Consider the following 19768-nt stretch of genomic DNA (forward strand, 5'->3'; position numbering starts at 1 on the left):
TAGCGCGCCGGCCCTGCCCTTGCGGGCAAGGCCGGCGTCGGCGTCCCCGTGATTATTGGGCGCCGCCAGCCGCCGCGACGGCTGCCTGCTCAGGCTGCCAACCGCCGCCCAGCACCTTGTACAAGGTGACCAGGTTGGTCGATTTGGCCAGGCGCGCCGTGATCAGGCTTTGCTGCGCCGTGTACAGCGCGCGCTGGGCCACCAGGGCGTTCAGGTAGGACTCGGCGCCCTGCTTGTAGCGCGCATCGTGGATGGTGTAGCTCTTCGTCGACGCCTCGACCAGCGAGACCTGCGACTGCAGGCGCTCGTCGATGGTGCCGCGCTGGGCCAGCGCATCGGACACTTCGCGGAAGGCGACCTGGATCGCCTTTTCGTATTGCGCCACGGAGATTTCACGCTGCACCTTGGCGATATCGAGGTTGGCGCGGTTCACGCCGCCATCGAAGATCGGCAAGCTGATCTGCGGCAGGAAACTCCACGTGCCGCTGCCCGCCTTGAACAGGCCCGACAGGTTGTCGCTGACCGAACCGGCCGTGGCCGTCAGCGAAATGCGCGGGAAGAAAGCCGCGCGCGCCGCGCCGATGTTGGCATTGGCGGCGCGCAAGGTGCGCTCCGCCGCCAGCACGTCGGGACGGCGTTGCAGCACGTCCGACGGCACGCCGGACGGAATGTCCGTCAGCGCCGTCACGGTGCCGAACTCGGCTGGCGGCAGCAAGTCAGCCGGCACGGGGCCGCCCACCAGCAAGACCAGCGCGTTCTGGTCCAGCGCCACCTGGCTCGTGTAGACAGCCACGTCGGAACGGGCCGACTCGACGCTGGTCTGGGCATCGTACTTGTCCAGGCCCGAGGTGGCGCCCGCGCTGAAGCGGCGCACGGCCAGGTCATACGACGACTGCTGGCTCTTCAGGGTGTCCTGCGCCACGCGCAGACGCTGCTGGTCGGCCACCAGGTTCAGATAGGTGCTGGCCACTTCGGCCACCAGACTGATCTGTTGTGCACGGCGTGCTTCTTCCGTGCCCAGGTACTGTTCCAGCGCGCTGTCGGACAGGCTGCGCACGCGGCCGAAGAAGTCCAGCTCGTAGGCCGATACGCCCAGGTTCGCCGTGTACTGGCGGTTGATGGACGCTTCGCCCGTCGGGCTGGCATTTTTCGAAATGCGCGTGGCCGACTGGCCGCCCGAGGCCGACAGGGTCGGGATCAGGGCGGCGCGTTCGATGCCGTAGGTGGCGCGCGCCTTCTCGATGTTCAGGATCGAGACGCGCAGGTCGCGGTTGTTGGCCAGCGCCAGTTCCAGTACCTGGCGCAGGCGCGCATCGGCAAAGAACTCGCGCCAGGCGATGTCCGCCACCGGCTTGGCGTCGGCGGCGGCCGTGTCGGCCTTGTAGGAAGGGCCCGTCGGCCACGCCGTCGGCGCCGGCGCTGCCGGACGCTCGTACGTGGGAGCCAGGCTGCAACCGGCCAGCAAGGCCAGCGCCGCCATGGAGAGTAGTGATTTTTTCATATTAATGTGCATCCTTGGAAAGCGTGACGGCTGGCGAACCAGGCGTCGCCGGCGTGGCGGGCGCGTCCGGCTTCGAGAAGAAGCCGCGCACCAGCACGAAGAACACCGGCACGAAGAAGATACCGAGGAACGTGGCCGTCAACATACCGCCCAGCACGCCGATACCGATGGCGTTCTGGCTGCCGGAACCGGCGCCGCTGGAAATGGCCAGCGGCAACACGCCCAGGCCGAAGGCAATCGAGGTCATCAGAATCGGACGCAGACGCAGACGCACCGCATGCAAGGTCGCGTCCAGCAGCGACATGCCCGATTCCTGCATTTCCTTGGCAAATTCCACGATCAGAATCGCGTTCTTCGCCGACAGACCCACCACCGTGAGCAAGCCCACCTGGAAGTACACGTCGTTCGACAGGCCGAACAGCCACGTGCCGAGCACGGCGCCGATCACGCCCAGCGGCACGACCAGCAGCACGGAGAATGGAATCGACCAGCTTTCATACAGCGCAGCCAGACACAGGAAGACGATCAGCAGCGACAGCGCGTACAGCTGCGGCGTCTGCGAACCGGATTCGCGCTCTTCCAGCGATACGCCGGTCCAGCTGAAGCCGATGCCAGGCGGCAACTTCGCCACCATCTCTTCCATCGCGTTCATGGCGGCGCCCGTGCTCTGGCCCGGCGCCGGCGTACCGAGGATCTCGACCGACGGCAAGCCGTTGTAGCGTTCCAGGCGTGGCGACGCGTAAATCCACTTGCCGGTGGCAAAGGCGGAGAACGGCACCATCTGGCCAGCCGTGTTGCGCACGAACCACTTGTTCAAGTCTTCCGGCAGCATGCGCGATTCGGCATTGCCTTGCATGAACACTTTCTTCACGCGGCCACGGTCGAGGAAGTCGTTCACATACGAGCTACCCCAGCCCACGCTCAGCACGCGGTTGATTTCCGATATCTGCAAGCCCAGCGCGGTGGCTTTCTGCTGGTCGATGTCGATCTTGTATTGCGGCGTATCTTCCTGGCCGTTCGGGCGCACGCCCACCATGGCCGGGTTTTGCGACGCCATGCCCAGCAACTGGTTACGCGCCGCCATCAGGGCGTCATGGCCGACACCGCCGATATCCTGCAGCTGCATGTCGAAACCGGTGGCGTTACCCAGTTCCAGCACGGCAGGCGGAGCGAAGGTAAATACCATCGCATCCTTGATCTGCAACAACTTGCCCATGGCGCGACCGGCCACGGCCGGCGCTTTTTGCGCCACGTCCTTGCGCAGCGACCAGTCTTTCAGGCGCACGAAGGCGATACCCGTATTCTGGCCGTTACCGCCGAAGCTGAAACCGGCGACGGCAAACACGGAAGCGACGTTGTCTTTCTCGCTGTTCATGAAGTGGTCTTCGACCTGTTCGATCACTTTCAGGGTGCGCTCTTGCGTGGCGCCCGTCGGCAATTGAATCTGCGTAAACAGGATGCCCTGGTCTTCTTCCGGCAGGAAGGAGGTCGGCAGGCGCATGAAGATGAACACCAGGCCAGCCAGCAGCAGCACGTACAGCAGCATCGAGCGGAAACGGTGCGTGATCATGGCGCCGACCCAGCCCTGGTATTTATTGCTGCTGCGGTCGAAGCTGCGGTTGAACCAGCCGAAGAAACCCTTGTTCGTCGCGTGATGGCCCTTCTCGACCGGTTTCAACAGGGTGGCGCACAAGGCTGGCGTAAACACCAGCGCGACGACGACGGACAGCACCATCGACGACACGATCGTGATCGAGAACTGGCGGTAAATCACGCCCGTCGAACCGCCGAAGAAGGCCATCGGCACGAACACGGCCGACAGCACCATGGCGATACCGACCAGCGCGCCCGTGATCTGCGTCATGGACTTGCGCGTCGCTTCCAGCGGCGACAAGCCCTCTTCGCTCATCACGCGCTCGACGTTTTCCACCACCACGATCGCATCGTCGACCAGCAGGCCGATGGCCAGCACCATGGCGAACATGGTGAGCGTATTGATCGAATAGCCGAACGCATTCAGGATGCCGAAGGTACCGAGCAGCACGACCGGCACGGCCATGGTCGGGATCAGGGTGGCGCGGAAGTTTTGCAGGAACAAATACATCACCAGGAACACCAGGATGACCGCTTCGACCAGGGTTTTCACCACTTCTTCGATGGACAGTTTCACGAACGGAGTGGTGTCGAACGCCACCTGGTAGCTCATGCCTTCAGGGAATTGCTTGCTCAGGTTGCCCAGCATGGCTTTCGCCGCATTGGCCGTATCGAGCGCGTTGGCGCCCGTCGCCAGCTTGATCGCCACGCCGGTGGCCGCATGGCCGTTGTAGCGGGCCACGGTGTTGTAGTTCTCGCGGCCCAGTTCCATGCTGGCCACGTCCTTCAGGTACACCATGGCACCGTTGGTCGTGGTTTTCAGCAAGATGGCGCCGAACTGCTCCACCGTTTGCAAACGGCTTTGCGCCGACACGGTCGCGTTCAGCTGCTGGCCCTTGACGGACGGCGTGCCGCCCAATTCACCGGCCGACACTTCCGCATTCTGCGCCTGCACGGCCGTGATCACGTCCGCCGGGGTCAGGTTAAAACTTTGCAGCTTGGCCGGGTCGAGCCAGATACGCATGGCGTACTGCGAACCGAACAGGGTTACATCGCCCACGCCGGCAACACGGCTCAGCGGATCGACGACGTTGGCGGCCACATAGTCGCTCAAGTCGGTCTGGTCCATCTTGCCGTTTTCGGAAATGAAGCCGAACACCATCAGGAAGTTCTTCGTGGCTTTCGACACGACAAGACCCTGTTGCGTGACAGCCGTCGGCAGCAGTGGCGTGGCCAGCTGCAGCTTGTTCTGTACCTGCACCTGGGCGATGTCGGGATTGGTGCCGCTGGTAAACGTCAAGGTGATGCTGATGCCGCCAGTCGCATCGCTCGACGAAGACATGTAGCGCAAGCCGTCGATACCCTTCATCTTTTGTTCGATGACCTGGGTGACCGCATCTTCCACGGTCTTGGCGGAGGCGCCAGGGTAGGAGCCGCTGATCGAAATCGACGGCGGAGCGATGCTCGGGTACTGCGCGATCGGCAGGCTGAGGATCGAAATCACGCCGGCAAGCATGATGACGATCGCGACCACCCAGGCAAAAATCGGGCGGTCAATGAAAAAACGGGCCATTAATATTCTCCTGAATTAGTGGGCGCTGGCAGCCGATGCGGCGGCAGAAGCGGCAGCGGCGGGCGCTGGCGCAGGAGCAGCTTCGGCCTTGGCCGGCACGGCAACGGCCGGCGCGCCTGGCTTGACTTTTTGCAAGCCTTCCACGATCACGCGGTCGCCTGCGGCCAGGCCGGACGTCACCAGCCAGTTGGTGCCGACGGTGCCGCTGGTGGTCAGCACGCGCTGCTCGACCTTGTTTTCCTTGTTCAGGATCAGGGCCGTGGCCTGGCCCTTCTGGTTGCGCGTCACGCCCACTTGCGGCACGGTAATGGCTTTCTCATCCACGCCCGTTTCCAGCTGCGCACGCACGTACATACCTGGCAGCAATTCGCCTTTCGGGTTCGGGAACAGCGCGCGCAAGATCACGTTGCCGGTGGTCGGATCGACCGTCACGCCGGCAAACTGCAGCTTGCCCGATGCGCCGTACTTGCTGCCGTCCGGCAGGATCAAGTCGACCTTGGCCTGGCCTTCGCCCACTTTCTTCAGCGAGCCGTCGGCCATCTGGCGCTTCAGGCGCAGCAGGTCGGTGCTCGACTGGGTTACGTCGACATAGATCGGGTCGAGTTGCTGCACGGTGGTCAGCGCTTCGGCCTGGCCTGCCGTCACCAGCGCGCCGGCCGTCACGCTCGAACGGCTGGTGCGGCCGCTGATCGGCGCCGTCACGGTGCTGTAGCGCAGGTTGATGTTCGCCGATTCCAGCGCCGCAGTGGCGGACTCGACGTCTGCCTTCGCTTGCTCGAACGCGGCGACGGCATCATCGTACTCTTGACGGCTGACGCCTTCGATGGCCACCAGCTCCTTGTAGCGCGATGCTTTCGGACCGGCCGTCAGCAGGTTGGCCTTGGCTTTCGACAGGGCGGCCTTGGCCGAATTGGCGGCGGCTTGGTAAGTAGCGGAATCGATCTGATACAGGGCGGTGCCCGCTTTCACATCGCTCCCCTCGACGAACAGGCGCTTCTGGATCAAACCGCCCACTTGCGGGCGCACATCGGCGACCTGGTAGGCATTCGTGCGGCCGGGCAATTCGGCGCTCATCGGCAACGCGGCCGGATTAACAGTAAACACGACCACCTGCGGCGCTTGCTGCGCGTGAGGTGCTTCCTGTTTTTTACTGCAGCCGGCCATGATTACAGTGGCGCACAGAACGGCAATAGCGCCGCTCGTACGCGGCGACGTCAGGGAAAAGGTTGGTTGCATCTTGGACTTTCTGAAAAAGAAGCTGGCTAGTGTCGTTAGAAATGACTAAATTTATTAACGCAGATCAAAGAATGAACGATCATTCTAAAATCGTCAAGCAGCGTTACAATTGAAACAAAGTAACCTTTAAGCGTTTTTTGTTGCTAATGATGCAATTAAATGGCGACAACAACAGCAGGTGCGCACCAGCAGGATCCATCGGAAATTCAGGCCGGCGGCGGCAAAACGGCAAAGCGGGAGAGTTGGATTGAATCAATACTTTAGCAGGGTCAAGATTTCTTTGCTGAACCTGCCAACAAGTGTGCAACACTACCGGCCCCCGCTGGCATGGCGGCGTGATTATTTACCAATGGTATCGAAAAGACATGCCACGGCGGACGCGCTAATATATTGACCACAGCGTGGCGAAGCGAGGACGCGATGACGACAGCACAGGCGCAAGGAACGGCGCAAGACGATGGCGCAGGCGGCTTGGGCGCGCCGCCACTGCTGTCGACGGGCATCCCCGGTCTCGACACCATACTGACGGGCGGCCTGCTGTCCGAGCGCCTGTACCTGCTCGAAGGCGTGCCAGGCACAGGCAAGACCACGCTGGCGCTGCAGTTTCTGGCCGAAGGGGCGCGCAAGGGCACGCCCGTGCTGTATATCGCCCTGGCCGAATCGGAAATCGAGCTGCGCGCCGCGGCCCTGTCGCACGGCTGGGACCTGGCCGGCATCGCCATCGAAGAAGTGGCGCCCAGCGACGATATACTCGACCCCGAGCGCCAGTACACGATCTTCCACCCGTCGGAAATCGAACTGGCCTCGACCAACCAGCGCATCCTGGCCGCCATCGAAAAGCACCGTCCGGCCCGCCTCGTGCTCGATTCGCTGTCCGAACTGCAGCTGCTGGCGGAAAACCCCTTGCGCTACCGGCGTCAGGTCGTGGCGTTGAAACAATACCTGGCCAGCCGGCACTGCACCACCGTGCTGATCGACGACCGCTCCGCGCTGGACGACGGCTTGCAAGTGCGTAGCGTGGCCCATTGCGTGATCTCGCTGGAGCTGCAAAACCAGGACTATGGCAATGACCGGCGCCGCGTGCGGGTGGTGAAATACCGGGGCGTGGCGTTTCGCAGCGGCACGCACGACTACAAGATCGCCCGTGACGGCCTGGTCGTCTATCCCCGTCTGGTGGCGGCCGACACGCGCCGCGATGGCGGCCATCGGCGCCTGTCGAGCGGCGTGCCCGAACTCGACGCCATGATAGGCGGCGGCCTGGAAGAAGGCATGAGCACGCTCCTTTCCGGCCCCGCCGGCAGCGGCAAGTCCACCCTGGCGGCGCAATTCGTGCACGCGGCCACCGCGCGCGGCGAACCGTGCGCCATGTTCCTGTTCGAGGAAGCGCGCAGCAAGCTCGTGACCCGGGCCGACAGCGTGGGCATGCGCCTGCAGGAGGCGCTCGACACGGGTTTGCTGAGCGCACAGCAGATCGATCCGGCCGAGATGACACCGGGCGAATTCGCCCAGGCCGTGGTCGACGCGGCGCAGCGAGGCGCCAGGGTGATCGTCATCGATAGCCTGAACGGCTACATGCATGCGGTGCCCGATGAACGCTTCCAGAGCACCTACCTGCATGAACTGCTCAATTACCTGAGCCAGCACGGCGTGGCCACCCTGCTCGTCGGCGTGCAGCAAAACATGCTGGGCACCTCGATGACGACGGCGGCCGACGCCAGCTACCTGGCCGACAGCGTCATCATGCTACGCTACTACGAAACGGAAGGCGAGGTGCGGCAAGCCATTTCCGTCTTCAAGAAACGCGACAGCGCGCACGAGCGCAGCATCCGCCGCTTCGAGATCAGCCCGCAGGGCATCCGCATCGGCCCGGCCCTGGCCGGCTTTCACGGCATCCTGTCGGGCTTGCCCACCATCGGCGGCACGCCTTTCCCTTAGGAATAGCCATGGAGCAGCGCATCCTGATCTACGCGCCTGCCGGCCAGGATGCCGCCCTGGCCGGCACGGTATTGGCGGGCAGCGCCATCGCCAGCCACGCCTGCCGCTCGCCGGGCGAGCTGGCCGAGCAGCTGGCGCTGGGCGCCGGCGGCGTACTGACGGTGGACGAGGCGCTGCATGCCGGCGTCTACACCGTGCTCGACGCCTATGCCCGGCAGCAGCCGGACTGGTCCGACTTGCCCATCATCCTGCTGACGCACGCGGGACTCGATTCCCTGCCCGTGCGGCAAGCTATTTCCACCCTGGGCAACCTGACCCTGCTGGAACGCCCCGTGCACATCCTGACCCTGATCACCTCGGCGCACGCCATGCTGCGCGCGCGCCAGCGCCAGTACCAGTTGCGCGAGACGCAGCGGCGCAAGGACGAATTCATTGCCAGCCTCGGGCATGAACTGCGCAATCCGCTGGCGCCCATCAAGTCCTCGGTGGCCCTGCTCAAGCATCTGTTTCCGGCATCGGCGCAGGTCGGCAAGGTGAGCGACGTGATCGAGCGCCAGGTGACGCACCTGACGCGGCTGGTGGATGACTTGCTCGACGTGGCGCGCATCACCAGCGGCAAGGTCCTGCTGCAGCGCAAGGAATTTGAATTACAGCAAGTACTCGAGCATGTCATCGAACTATGCCAGCCTGCGGCCAGCAGCCGGCACATCCGCATCACCGTCGATCTACCGCCGCATGCCGTGACATTGCACGCCGACTATGCCCGGGTGGTGCAGATCTTTGCCAATATCGTCTCGAATGCCGTGAAGTTCACGCCGGACGGCGGGCTCATCCACATTACGGCGCGCCTGGCGCAGGGCCAGTTGCAGGTGATGATCGAAGACAATGGCATCGGCATCGACCCGGACGCCATCGCGCGCATCTTTTCCATGTTCGAACAGGGACGCACGGTGGCGGGCCAGATGACCAGCGGCCTGGGCATCGGCCTGAGCCTGGCGCGCCAATTTGCCGAAATGCATGGCGGCAGCATCGAGGCCTACAGCGACGGCCCCGGGCGTGGCAGCCGCTTCATCGTCACCCTGCCGGCCAGCGCCGGTGCTGCCCCGTCCGCCACGCCGCCCTCCGCCGGAAGCGACACGCCCGCCGGCGCGGGCCAGCCCGTGCCAGTGCTGGTGGTGGACGACAACCGCGACGCGGCCGATTCCCTGCAAAGCCTGTTCCAGCTCGAGGGCTATGCGGCCCAGGTCGCGTATGGCGGCGCGCAGGCGCTGGCGGCCGTCGACAGGGTATGGCCGCAACTGGTGGTGATGGATCTGGGCATGCCGGACATGGATGGCTACGAAGCGGCGCGCCAGATACGCCAGCGTGCGCACGGGCGCGACGTGCTGATGATCGCCTTGACGGGCTGGGGCCAGGGCGAAGCGCGCGCACGCACGGAGCAAGCCGGTTTCGACCATCACCTGACGAAACCCGTGGATTTCGATGCCATCACCGCCCTGCTGCGCGCGCACTTGGCGCGGCAGGAAGGGACGGCTACGCAAACGCCATAGCGCTTACTTCCACTTGCCGCGCAATTCCTGCACCTTTTGCTGCAGCAGTTCCGGCGTGGCGGCCTCGGGCGCCACGGGCATGCCCACGGCCAGCGACAGACGCGAGCGCAAGCCCGCCTTGAAGGCGCGCTCGAACAAATGGCCGTTGCGATGGCTCAACAGATGGCCCCACAAGCCGCGCAGCGCCAGCGGAATCACGGGTACCTTGCTGCGCTCGACGATCTTGGCGATGCCGCCCTTGAATTCGCTGATCTGGCCCGTGCGGGTCAACTTGCCTTCGGGGAAGATGCAGACCAGTTCGCCTTGATGCAGCGCTTGCGCGATATCGATGAAGGCTTTTTCCATCAGGAAAGGATCTTCCTTGGCCGGCGCGATGGGAATCGCCTTGGCCGTGCGGAAAATCCAGCCCATCAGCGGCATCTTGAAGATACGGTGGTCCATGACGAAGCGGATGGGACGGGGGCTGGCCGCCATGATGACGATGGCGTCCACATAGCTGACGTGGTTGCAAACCAGCACGGCCGCGCCTTCCGCGGGGATGCGCTCGCCATCGACGACTTTGACCCGGTGCACGGTCTGGATGAGTATCCACGCCAGGAAGCGCATGAGGAATTCCGGCACCAGCGAGAAGATGTAGGCAGCCACCAGCGCATTCAGAATCGCCGTGACGAGGAACAGCTGGGGTATGGTGAAGCCTCGTCCCAGCAGCACGATGGCCACGCCGGCGGCCGCCACCATGAACAGGGCGTTCAGGATATTCATGCCGGCGATCGTGCGCGAAATGTGTTTCGGGTCGCAGCGCGTCTGGATCAGGGCGAACAGGGGCACGATGAAGAAGCCGCCGAACACGCCGATCATGACGATGTCGATCAAAATGCGCGGCACGCCCGCCTGGCCCACAAACGCCAGCGCGTCGACGATGTGCGTATTCGCATACGCATTGCTGGCGAAATACAGGTCGATGCCGAACAGCGACAGGCCGATGGAGCCGAACGGCACCAGGCCGATCTCGATCTTGTGGCCCGACAGCCGCTCGCACAGCAGGGAGCCCGTGCCGATACCGACGGAAAACACGGTCAGCAGCAGCACGAACACGCTGTGGTCGCCATGCAGGAAATCCTTCGAATACACGGGGAACTGGGCCAGGATCAGGGCGCCGTAAAACCAGAACCAGGAGTTGCCCAGCATGGCCAGGAAGACGGGGCGGTTCTTGCGCGAAAAATTCAGGTTGCGCAACGATTCGGCGACGAAGTTCAAACTCACCTTCAGCTCCGGCTCGGGCGCGGGCGTGCGCGGCACGCGGTAGCTGGCGATCAGGCCGAAGACGGCCACGGCGATGGTCGCGCCGGCCACCAGTTCCACGCCCAGCGGCTTGTGCACGATCAGCACGGCGCCGAGGATTTCACCCAATAAGATGCCGACAAACGTCCCCATCTCGATCAGGCCATTGCCGCCGACCAATTCCTCGGGTTTGAGCTGCTGCGGCAAATACGCATACTTGACGGGGCCGAACAGGGTCGAATGCACGCCCATGCCCACGACGGCCGCCACCAGCAGCCACAGCGTGTGCGTCATCCAGCCGGCGGCGGCCACGGCCATGATGGCCAGCTCCATCCATTTCACGAAACGGGCCAGGCCCGCCTTTTCGAATTTATCTGCCAGCTGGCCCGCCGTGGCCGAAAACACGACGTAGGGCAGGATGAACAGGCCGGGAATCAGATTCGTGATGGTGGACGGGTCGAGCGTGGTCCAGCTCAGCGCATCGTAGGCGAGGATCACCATCAGGGCCGTCTTGAACAGATTGTCGTTGAAGGCGCCAAAGAACTGGGTCCAGAAGAAGGGCCCGAAACGGCGCTGCGACAATAAGGAAAACTGGCTGCTTTGACTCATGGCATGGGGAACCGGCAATTAAGGAATTGCTAAAATACAGCACTATCTTGCGCGCGACAATCTGAATGTCGTCATATTGCTTGGCGTCAATACGAGAAACAGCCAGCCACGCCATGCTGGCATGTCTTCCTGATGCCGCCCCTGGCACTTGCCATGACGCAACAGAAATCGCCAGTCTCTTGATAATAAGGTAATGTGCGCATACTTCGGGCGCCTTCGCCCTGCCCTTCCAGGAAAGCTACTCCATGTTTGGATTGATCACGCTGTTCATCCTAGGCTTGCTGATTACCGCCTTCGTGCTGGCATTGCAATACCGCAGAAAGGTGGCCGATCTGGAGCTGCTGACGGCGCGCCTGCGCAAGGAAGTCAACGGCATCCAGCAGCGCCTGCAAGCGCTGGAAGGCCAGGCCGACGCGCCAGTTGCCCCGCGCGCCGTAGAGAGTGTTGTGCCTGTGCCGGTGCCTGTTTCCGTGCCGACGCCGGTGCCGCAAGCGGCCATGACCGAGCCGGTCGAACTGGCAAAGGCGGCGCCGGCAGTGCCGGCGCCAGCCCCGCCCAAGCCGGCGCCGCCCGCCGCGCCGGCTCCCGCCAAACCTGTCCCCGCCGCCCCGAATACCCCGTCCTGGATCGCGCGCCCGGATGGCCTGTTTGCCAAGGCGAAGAACTGGCTGTTTACCGGCAACCTGGTCGCCAAGCTGGGCTTGCTGATCCTCTTCCTCGGCGTCAGCTTCCTGCTCAAGTATGTGTCGGCGCAGGTCACGCTGCCCATCGAACTGCGCCTGGCCGGCATCGCGCTGGCCGACATCGCCCTCCTGGCCTGGGCCTGGCGCATCCGCGTCAAGCGTCCCGGCATCAGCTTGCCGCTGCAGGGAACGGCGCTGGCGATATTGATGCTGGTGACGTTCGGCGCCTTCCGCCTGTATGAACTGATCCCGGCCGGCCTGGCGTTTGCCGTGCTGTTCGTGCTGACGGCGTTCACGTGTTTGCTGGCCGTGCTGCAAAACGCCGTCTGGCTGGCCGTCTTCGGCATCGTCGGCGGCTTTGCCGTGCCCTTGCTCGTGTCGACGGGCAGCGGCAGCCATATCGGCCTGTTCAGCTATTACGCGCTGCTCAATGCGGGCGTCTTCGCCATCGCCCTGAAACGCGCCTGGCGCGTGCTGAATGTGCTGAGCTTTGGCTTCACCTTCGTCGTCGCCACCACCTGGGGCCTGCTGCGCTACACTCCCGAGCACTATCTGTCGACGCAACTGTTTTTGATCCTGTTCGTGCTGTTCTATATCGGCATCGCGATCGCCTACTGCGCGCGCCAGGCGCCGCGCCTCAAGCACTACGTGGATGGCACGCTCGTGTTCGGCACGCCGCTGGCCGCCATGGGCCTGCAATACGGCCTGGTCCGGCACTTTGAATTTGGCCTGGCGTTTTCCGCCCTGGCCGCCGGTTTGACGTACACGGGGCTGGCCGTGGCCCTGTGGCGCAGGAACGGCTTCAAACTGCTGGCCGAAGCCTTCCTCGCGCTGGGCATCGTCTTCGGCACGCTGGCCATCCCGTTCGCCCTCGATGGCCGCTGGACGTCGGCCGCCTGGGCGCTGGAAGGCGCGGGCATCGTCTGGGTCGGCTTGCGCCAGCGCCAAACGCTGGCCTGGGCCTTCGGCCTGCTGGTGCAGGGGGCCGCGTGGATTGCCTTCCTCATCGCCATGCAGCAACTCAATACGGCATTGGCCCTGCAGGCCAACATCTGGCTCGGCTGCGCGCTGCTGGCCGCCGCCGCGCTGGTGATGGCCTACAATTTCCGCCGCCATGGCAGCCCCTTGCATCCTGAGTTCATGGCCAGCATGTCCGTGCTGTTCCTGACAGCCGCCACGGCCTGGCTGCTGGGCGGCATCTGGAGCGAAATCCTGCTGCGCACGGACGCCGCCACGCAACTGAACCTGCTGACGATCAGCGCGCTGGCAGTGGCGGCCCTGCTGGCGGCACTGGCGCGGCGCGAACAATGGCATGCGCCGCGCGCGCTGCTGCTGGCCGTGCAGGTACTGGCCGGCATGGTCATGCTCAGCCACGCCAGCTGGGCCTGGGACCAGCATCCGGCCAGCCTGTTCGGCGGTTCCTTCCTCAGCGCCCTGCTGCTGGGCGCCGCCGCCTTTGCCAGCGCCCGTTTCCTTGCGCTGCGCGCGCGCGGCGGCGACGAACTGCTGGCCCTGGTAGCGCGCCCCCTGCTGGTCTGGAGCGGCTTGCTGTGGTTTGCCGCCATCCTCGTGCCGCTCGTCAGCTGGCTGCTGCGCCTGATCGACGGCGACCTGACCATGCAGCCGCACGCGGGCGAACACTGGCTGGCGCTGTACCTGATCGCCGTATCCGTCACGACGCCCGTGTTCGCCATCCTGGCCCGGCGTCTCGATTGGCCGCAACTGCGCTGGTTGACCGTGGCCGCCTGGCTCGGCCTGGGCCTGTGGAGCGCCAAGCTGCTGCTGGCGCTGTACCTGCGCGACTATCTGCCGACGGGCTTGAGCTGGCTGGCGCTGGCCTGCGCGCTGGCGGCCGGCGAATACCTGCTGCAGGCCTGGCCGCAAGCGGGCTGGCCACTCGACGTGCGGGCGCTGCGCCTGCTGCACACGCTGCGCACGGCCGCGCCATGGCTGATGCTGTGGCCCGTGGGCGCCATGCACGTCAGCACTTGGCTGGCACAGCATGAAGACAGCGTCAGCCCTGCCTGGGCCCGCTACTTGCCGGCCTGGGCCATGATGCTGGTACTGGCCTGGCTGATCCGCCGCTGCCGCGCGGGCGCCTGGCCGGTGGCGCCGATTGCCGCGTGGTACCAGCGCACCTTGATACCGCTGGGCGCGCTGTGGTCGCTGCTGCTGATCGCCGCATGGAACGTCTTTGACGACGGCGCCATGGCACCGCTGCCCTACTTGCCGCTGCTCAATCCGCTGGACCTGAGCACGGGCTTTGCCGTGCTGCTGGCCATTGCCAGCTACCGTTTATTCCCGGCCGGACAGATCCCGCTGCCGCCCCTGTGGCAGGCGCGCTTGCCCGTCGTGGCCGCGTGCTTGCTGTATGGCTGGTTCAACCTGATGCTGCTGCGCACGGTCTCGCACTACCTCGGCGTGCCCTACACCTTTGACGCCATGCTGGCCTCGCAGTTCGTGCAAGCGATGCTGTCGCTCGTGTGGAGTGTCACGGCCCTGCTGCTGATGCGCCATGCGGCCCGCCAGCAGCGGCGCCAGCAATGGAGTATGGGCGCCGTGCTGCTGGGACTGGTTGTCTTGAAACTGTTCCTGATCGACCTGTCGAACGTGGGCGGCATCGAACGCATCATCTCTTTCGTGGGTGTCGGCTTGCTGATGGTCTTGATCGGCTACCTCGCGCCTTTCCCCAAGGCTGCCGCGACAGCGCCGGCCGAACCGCATCCGGGAGCCGCATGAAACCCATATTGATCTGTTGCAGCCTGCTGCTGGCGGGCGCCGCGCTGGCCGCGCCCGGCCAGGACCGGCCGCAGGACTATCGCTGGAGCATGCCCATTCAGTCGCCTGCCGGCGCGGGCATCGTGCAGCTATCGTTGCCCAGGGAAGTCTACCTGCACGCCAGCTCGGCCAGCCTGGCCGACCTGCGCCTGTTCGACGCCGACGGCAAGCGCCTGGCCTATGCCATCGGCGCGCCGCCCGCGCAATCGGCCACGCAGCGCACGAACATTCCAGCCCGTATCTTCCCCGTGACGGGCACGCCGGCAACTGGCGATGGCTTGCAAGGCATCGATATCCGCACGGCCGACGATGGCCGGCTGCTGTCGGTCAGCACGCGCGCCGGCACGGCAGCGGCGACGACGGCGCTGCAGGCGCTGATCCTCGACCTGGGCAAGCAAGGGCAAAACAAGCGCATCTCCGCCCTGCGCTTCACGCCGCCGGCCCGCACGGACAATTACAGCGCGCAAGTGCTGCTGGAAGTAAGCGACGACCTGAAGCAATGGGACGCCATCGGCACCACCACCCTGAATTGGCTCAGCAACAGCGACACGCAAACCCTGGCCAACGACAGCATCGCCTTTGCGCCGCGCGCGTTTCGCTATGCACGCCTGAGCTGGCAAGCGGGCGAACCGCTGGCCTTTGCCGCGATCACGGCGCAAGCCGTCAGCGAAACGGACATCGCCGCGCCGCGCGCCAGCGTCGTGCTGCAAGGCTTGCCTGGCAAGCAGGCGAATGAATGGCGCTACGCCACGCCCCTCGCCATTCCCGCCGACAGCATCGCCCTGCAATTGACGCAGACCAATACGGTGCTGCCCGTGACCCTGGGCGTGTATCGCCAGAACAGCTATGTTCCCCGGCACCGGCTGCACCTGCGCCAGCAGGCGCGTCCCGCGCAAGGCGCGTATTTCGATCCCCTGCTGAGCACGACGTTTTACCGCATCGGCCTCGATGGCAAGGAACGGATTTCGGGCGACTTGGCCATGCCCGTGACGCAGACCAGCGAATGGGTGCTGCAGACATCCACGGAACACCCGCTCGCCACCGGCAATGCGCCCGCCTTGCGCCTGGGCTGGACACCAGCCACTGTCGTCTTCCTGGCCAGCGACAAGCCGCCCTACCAGCTGGCATTCGGCAACAGCAACGCCGCCGCCGTCGCGCAGCCGCTGTCGCAGGTGGCGCCCGGCTTCAAGGCAGACGAATTGCTGGCGCTCAAGACGGCCAGCGCCGGCCCGCTCCAGACCAATGCCGGCGCTGAAGCCCCTCCACGCGTCATCAAGGACGGGGCGCCGTGGCGCTTGGCCGCACTATGGGCTGCGCTTCTGCTGGGCGTGGCCGTACTGGGCTTTTTTGCGTGGCGCCTGCTGACGCAAATGAAAGAGGAGCAAGGCAGTACGGACAAGCAGGAACATTAGCCGCTTGGCCGCGACATTGCTGCCTCACTGCCGCAGCAGCGCCTTGAACGTCTGCGGCATCCAGGGACGTGCCGCCAGCATGAAGCTGATGGCCAGGCGCTCGTCACCAGGCAGACGCGCGTCTTCCTGGTGCTGCTGCGAAAATTCCACCGCCACTTGCTTCAAGCGCTCCAGCAAGGCTGCCGTGGATTTCTTCGACAGCATCACGTTCACCAGGCGCAGCAATTCCGTTTCGCCATCGAATTGCGAATTCAGGTAGTCGCCATAGGCTTCCTTTTTGAAATACGTGTGGATGGGACCGTTCGGTATCCACGCAAACGTGCGCGCCACCAGCAGTTTGACCCGGTTATTCGGCAGCAGTTCCAGAAAACCGATCTTGTCGAGACGCAGCAGGTATTTCACGGCTTGCGCTTCGCTGATGTCGTAGATGGCGACGATCTGTTCCAGCGGCAGCAGGTTCAGGGCGGACACGGCCACCACGAACAGCCGGGTGTCTTCGATGATTTCCTTTTCCTGCGCATACGTCAGGCCCGTGATCAGGGTGGGCGCGGCCTGGGCTGACTGCACGGCCAGCGCCAGCTGCTGGAAATCGCTGCCGATGGCCACCAGGATCTGGTCCAGCCGTTGCAGGGTAAATTGTTTCTGCGAAAACATCCGCTTGACGCTGGCTTCGGACACGCCGATGCGCTGGGCCAGCTCGGCATACGTGACGGAACGCGCTTTCAACAAGCGTTTCAAGGCCTCGATCAGGGCGTGGGTTTGCGGCATGCACTTCCTTTATAAAAATAGCATTGATTCAGGCGGCAAAAAAGTAGCGCAATACGCTACCTGCGGTATGCCTTCCCGCTACGAGTAGCGTTTTCATTGACCAATTGCCCACAGTCTACAATGATGGCGTTGCCACTTGGCACATTTGAAGGAGAAACACATGAAACGCCTGCTGCCCCTCTGCCTGTCCCTGTCGCTGTTGACGCTTTCCGTGGCCGCTCCCGGCCTGGTGCACGCCGCCGCCTCGGAGAACCTGTCGAAAGGCTCGCAAAACCTCAGCGACGGTTCCGCCGTCGTCGTCGCCGGCTCCATGTCGATGCTGGTCGCCTCCGGCCAGGTCGTCGTTGCCAGCGTGGAAACAGTGGGCGAAGGCATCGTCATCGTGCTGAAAGGCGCTTCCGAAGCAGGCGGCGCGTCCATCCAGATGAGCACGCAAGCGGCCAAGGGCCTGTCGCTGGCGGCCGGCACCGTGGTCAATGTGGTGGCGCTGTCCACCGGCCACATGCTGGTTCTTTCCGGCAAGGCCATCGCCTTCATCCCGAACGAATTGGGCAAGGCGCTGCTGCACCATTCCAAAGCGTAATACCGACAACAGGACCTCCATGAAACACATACTCGCCATGACCCTGCTGTGCGCCGCCACCATGGCGCCGCTGGCCCAGGCCAACTCCGATACCACCAACGCGTCCGACAACGCCAGCATGGCCTCGGCCATCGTGCTGGTCGGCTCCATGTCGGTGCTGGCCGCCGCCGGTGAAATCGTCATCGACAAGGTGGAAGACGTGGCCGACGGCAGCGTGCTCGTGCTCAAAAGCGCGGCCACGGGCGCATCGTCCGCCGCCACGGCTTCCGTCAAGCTGAGCCAGAAAGCCATGCAAGGCCTGTCGCTGGCGGCCGGCACGGCCGTCAAGGTAGTGGCCGTCTCGACGGGCCACATGCTGATGCTGTCGGGCAAGGCCATCGTCTATGTGCCGAACGCGGCCGGCAACGCCATCCTCCACCATTCGAAAGCGTGAACCCCATGAAACGCCTGACCGTCATTGTTCTCAGCCTGGCCCTGGCCGGCACCGCCCATGCGGGGCGCTCGTGCGAGGAAAAGCAAACGGATGCGACCACCCTCGTCAAATCGATGGACCTGGCGCAAAAGACCCTGCAGGCGCTCGACGCCTCGGGCGCGCAGGTGGCGCTGGTGGCGCGCGCCGGCCAGGACCTGTCGAAGTACAATTTGCGCTATTCGCACATGGCGCTGGCCTGGCGCGACCACCCGAAAGGCCGCTGGCTGGTGGTGCATGAACTCAATGAATGCGGCACGGCGCAGTCGTCACTGTACAACGAGGGACTCGGCAATTTCTTCATGGATGACGTGTTCATGTACGAAACGCTGATCCTGATTCCCGGCCAGGATACGCAGCAGCAACTGGTGCGCCTGCTGACCAGCAACACGCCCAAGCGCCTGCATGAGCCGCACTACAATATGCTGGCCTACCCGTTTTCCACCAAGTACCAGAACTCGAACCAGTGGGTGCTGGAAACCCTGGCCGCCGCCAGCAACGAGCCTGGCAAGATCGAAACGCGCACCGAAGCGCAAGGCTGGCTGCGCAGCGCCAGCTACGCACCGCAAACGCTGAGCATCCCCGCCGCCACGCGCCTGGGCGCGCGCATGTTCCGCGCGAATATCGCCTTCGACGATCACCCGTTCGAGCGCCGCATGACGCGCCAGATCGACGTCGTCACCGTCGACTCCATCGTGCGCTTCATGCGCCAGCGCGAACCGCAAGTGCAGGAAATCGTCGTACGGAACTAAGGGCGCCGCAGCAGGCGGAACAGCGGCCCCGTCAGCAATACCAGCACCACCATGCGCGCGACGTGGAACGCCGTGACGATGGGCACGCCCAACTGCAGGGCGTTGGCCGTCAGCGACATTTCCGCGATGCCGCCGGGCGAAGTGGCCAGGATGGCCGTGCCCGGATGGATGCCCAGCCAGTGCGCCAAGCCCAGTCCGAAAGCGGCCGCCAGCAGCAGCATCAGGACACTGCACAGGGCAACGCCGGCCAGGTAGCGGGGAGCGGCATGCAGGAAGGCGGGACTCAAGCGCGTGCCCAGAGCGATGCCGATGAACAGCTGGCCCGCGCGTATCATCCATTCTGGCAGGCGCGACAGATGGATACCGCACGCCGTCAGCAGCAGCGCGGCCAGCAGCGGGCCGATGACCCAGGCATTGGGCAACTGGCCCCGTTTGAAGGCAAGGGCCGCCAGCACCGTGATGCCGACCAGCAGCGTCAGCCCGCCATAGTCGACCAGTGCGGCGCCCGGCACGAAGCTTTCATGCCCCGCGGCCAGACCATGGCTGCCCCAGTAGCGCACGCCGAAGGGAATAGTCGCCACCACCAGCATCATACGCAAGCTGTGCGCGGCGGCGACCTTGCCCACATCGGCGCCATGGCGCTCGCTCTGCACCGCCATCTCCGACGCGCCACCGACGGCCATGGCAAAAAAGGCGGTGGCCTGGTCGACGCCGGAAAGGCGCCGCAGCAGCATGGCGCCGGACGCCCCCAGCGCCAGCGCGAACAGCACGGCGCCGGCGATCCACGGCATATAGAGAATGAGGACGGCCAGCACGGGCGCCGTGAAATACAGGCCCAGGGCCGTGCCGATGGCCCACTGGCCCGCCTCGCGCACGCGCACGGGGCAGGCCAGTTCGCGCCCTGCCAGGCGCAGTGCGGCCGTGGCAAACAGGGGGCCGATCATCCACGGCAGCGGCGTGTGCAGCCACAGGCAGATGGCGGCGCCCGCCAGCCCGGCGGCCAGCGCGGCAGCAAAGGCGCGCCAGCGCGGCCACCACGGCACCG

13 protein-coding genes are annotated in these 19768 nt (G+C 64.6%); 7 read left to right on the top strand and 6 right to left on the bottom strand.

All coding sequences use genetic code 11. The annotated features are described in order from the left end of the window. Positions 1-52: 52 nt before the first annotated feature. The 3 genes from adeC to AC3RCG_RS21250 are packed head-to-tail and all read right to left on the bottom strand — an operon-like array spanning position 53 to position 5903. Positions 53-1501, bottom strand: coding sequence for an AdeC/AdeK/OprM family multidrug efflux complex outer membrane factor (gene adeC / locus AC3RCG_RS21240; RefSeq protein ID WP_121670149.1), 1449 nt, complete (start codon positions 1499-1501; stop codon positions 53-55). A 1-nt stretch (position 1502) separates the two neighbouring features. After that, positions 1503-4667 (bottom strand): efflux RND transporter permease subunit, encoded by a 3165-nt coding sequence (locus AC3RCG_RS21245; protein ID WP_070219160.1) that lies wholly within the window; start codon positions 4665-4667, stop codon positions 1503-1505. Between the two features lie 15 nt (positions 4668-4682). Then, positions 4683-5903, bottom strand: a complete 1221-nt coding sequence (locus AC3RCG_RS21250) for an efflux RND transporter periplasmic adaptor subunit (RefSeq protein WP_070290565.1) — start codon at positions 5901-5903, stop codon at positions 4683-4685. 420 nt (positions 5904-6323) lie between these two features. Here AC3RCG_RS21250 and AC3RCG_RS21255 point away from each other — a divergent pair, with 420 nt between their 5' ends. Together AC3RCG_RS21255 and AC3RCG_RS21260 are read left to right on the top strand one after the other, a co-directional pair. Next, a complete protein-coding gene (locus tag AC3RCG_RS21255; protein ID WP_492404711.1) occupies positions 6324-7838 on the top strand; it encodes an ATPase domain-containing protein in 1515 nt (504 codons plus the stop codon). A gap of 8 nt (positions 7839-7846) precedes the next feature. Beyond that, positions 7847-9388, top strand: coding sequence for a hybrid sensor histidine kinase/response regulator (locus tag AC3RCG_RS21260; protein ID WP_492404713.1), 1542 nt, complete (start codon positions 7847-7849; stop codon positions 9386-9388). 3 nt (positions 9389-9391) lie between these two features. Here AC3RCG_RS21260 and AC3RCG_RS21265 read toward each other — a convergent pair whose 3' ends face one another. Continuing rightward, positions 9392-11278, bottom strand: coding sequence for an MFS transporter (locus tag AC3RCG_RS21265; protein ID WP_409028128.1), 1887 nt, complete (start codon positions 11276-11278; stop codon positions 9392-9394). A 245-nt stretch (positions 11279-11523) separates the two neighbouring features. On the opposite strand from AC3RCG_RS21265, the gene AC3RCG_RS21270 reads away from it, so the two are divergent. Together AC3RCG_RS21270 and AC3RCG_RS21275 are read left to right on the top strand one after the other, a co-directional pair. Further along, positions 11524-14700, top strand: a complete 3177-nt coding sequence (locus AC3RCG_RS21270; protein ID WP_492404715.1) for a DUF2339 domain-containing protein — start codon at positions 11524-11526, stop codon at positions 14698-14700. Further along, positions 14697-16151 carry a DUF3999 family protein gene (locus AC3RCG_RS21275; RefSeq protein ID WP_492404717.1) on the top strand — a complete coding sequence of 485 codons (1455 nt, stop codon included), beginning with the start codon at positions 14697-14699 and terminating at the stop codon, positions 16149-16151. The genes AC3RCG_RS21270 and AC3RCG_RS21275 overlap by 4 nt, the downstream gene beginning before the upstream one ends. Before the next feature lie 24 nt (positions 16152-16175). Here the strand turns inward: AC3RCG_RS21275 and AC3RCG_RS21280 are convergent, their stop codons facing one another. Continuing rightward, positions 16176-16919 (bottom strand): helix-turn-helix domain-containing protein, encoded by a 744-nt coding sequence (locus AC3RCG_RS21280; RefSeq protein WP_070219154.1) that lies wholly within the window; start codon positions 16917-16919, stop codon positions 16176-16178. Positions 16920-17079: 160 nt separating this feature from the next. Here AC3RCG_RS21280 and AC3RCG_RS21285 point away from each other — a divergent pair, with 160 nt between their 5' ends. Genes AC3RCG_RS21285 through AC3RCG_RS21295 form a run of 3 tightly spaced genes read left to right on the top strand, consistent with a single transcriptional unit; the run spans position 17080 to position 18723 of the window. After that, positions 17080-17502: a hypothetical protein gene (locus AC3RCG_RS21285; RefSeq protein WP_492404719.1), complete on the top strand. Its 423-nt coding sequence runs from the start codon at positions 17080-17082 to the stop codon at positions 17500-17502. A gap of 19 nt (positions 17503-17521) precedes the next feature. Continuing rightward, entirely contained in the window at positions 17522-17935 is a 414-nt protein-coding gene (locus tag AC3RCG_RS21290; protein WP_492404721.1) for a hypothetical protein, read from the top strand. 5 nt (positions 17936-17940) lie between these two features. Beyond that, the gene (locus tag AC3RCG_RS21295) at positions 17941-18723 is read left to right on the top strand and encodes a DUF2145 domain-containing protein (protein WP_492404723.1); all 783 of its coding nucleotides are present in this window, start codon (positions 17941-17943) and stop codon (positions 18721-18723) included. Here the strand turns inward: AC3RCG_RS21295 and AC3RCG_RS21300 are convergent. Further along, positions 18720-19766 (bottom strand): AbrB family transcriptional regulator, encoded by a 1047-nt coding sequence (locus AC3RCG_RS21300; RefSeq protein ID WP_492404724.1) that lies wholly within the window; start codon positions 19764-19766, stop codon positions 18720-18722. The two genes, AC3RCG_RS21295 and AC3RCG_RS21300, sit on opposite strands and share 4 nt — an antisense overlap. Positions 19767-19768 lie beyond the last annotated feature (2 nt).

It is taken from the genome of Janthinobacterium sp. GW823-FHT01H08, assembly GCF_058797855.1.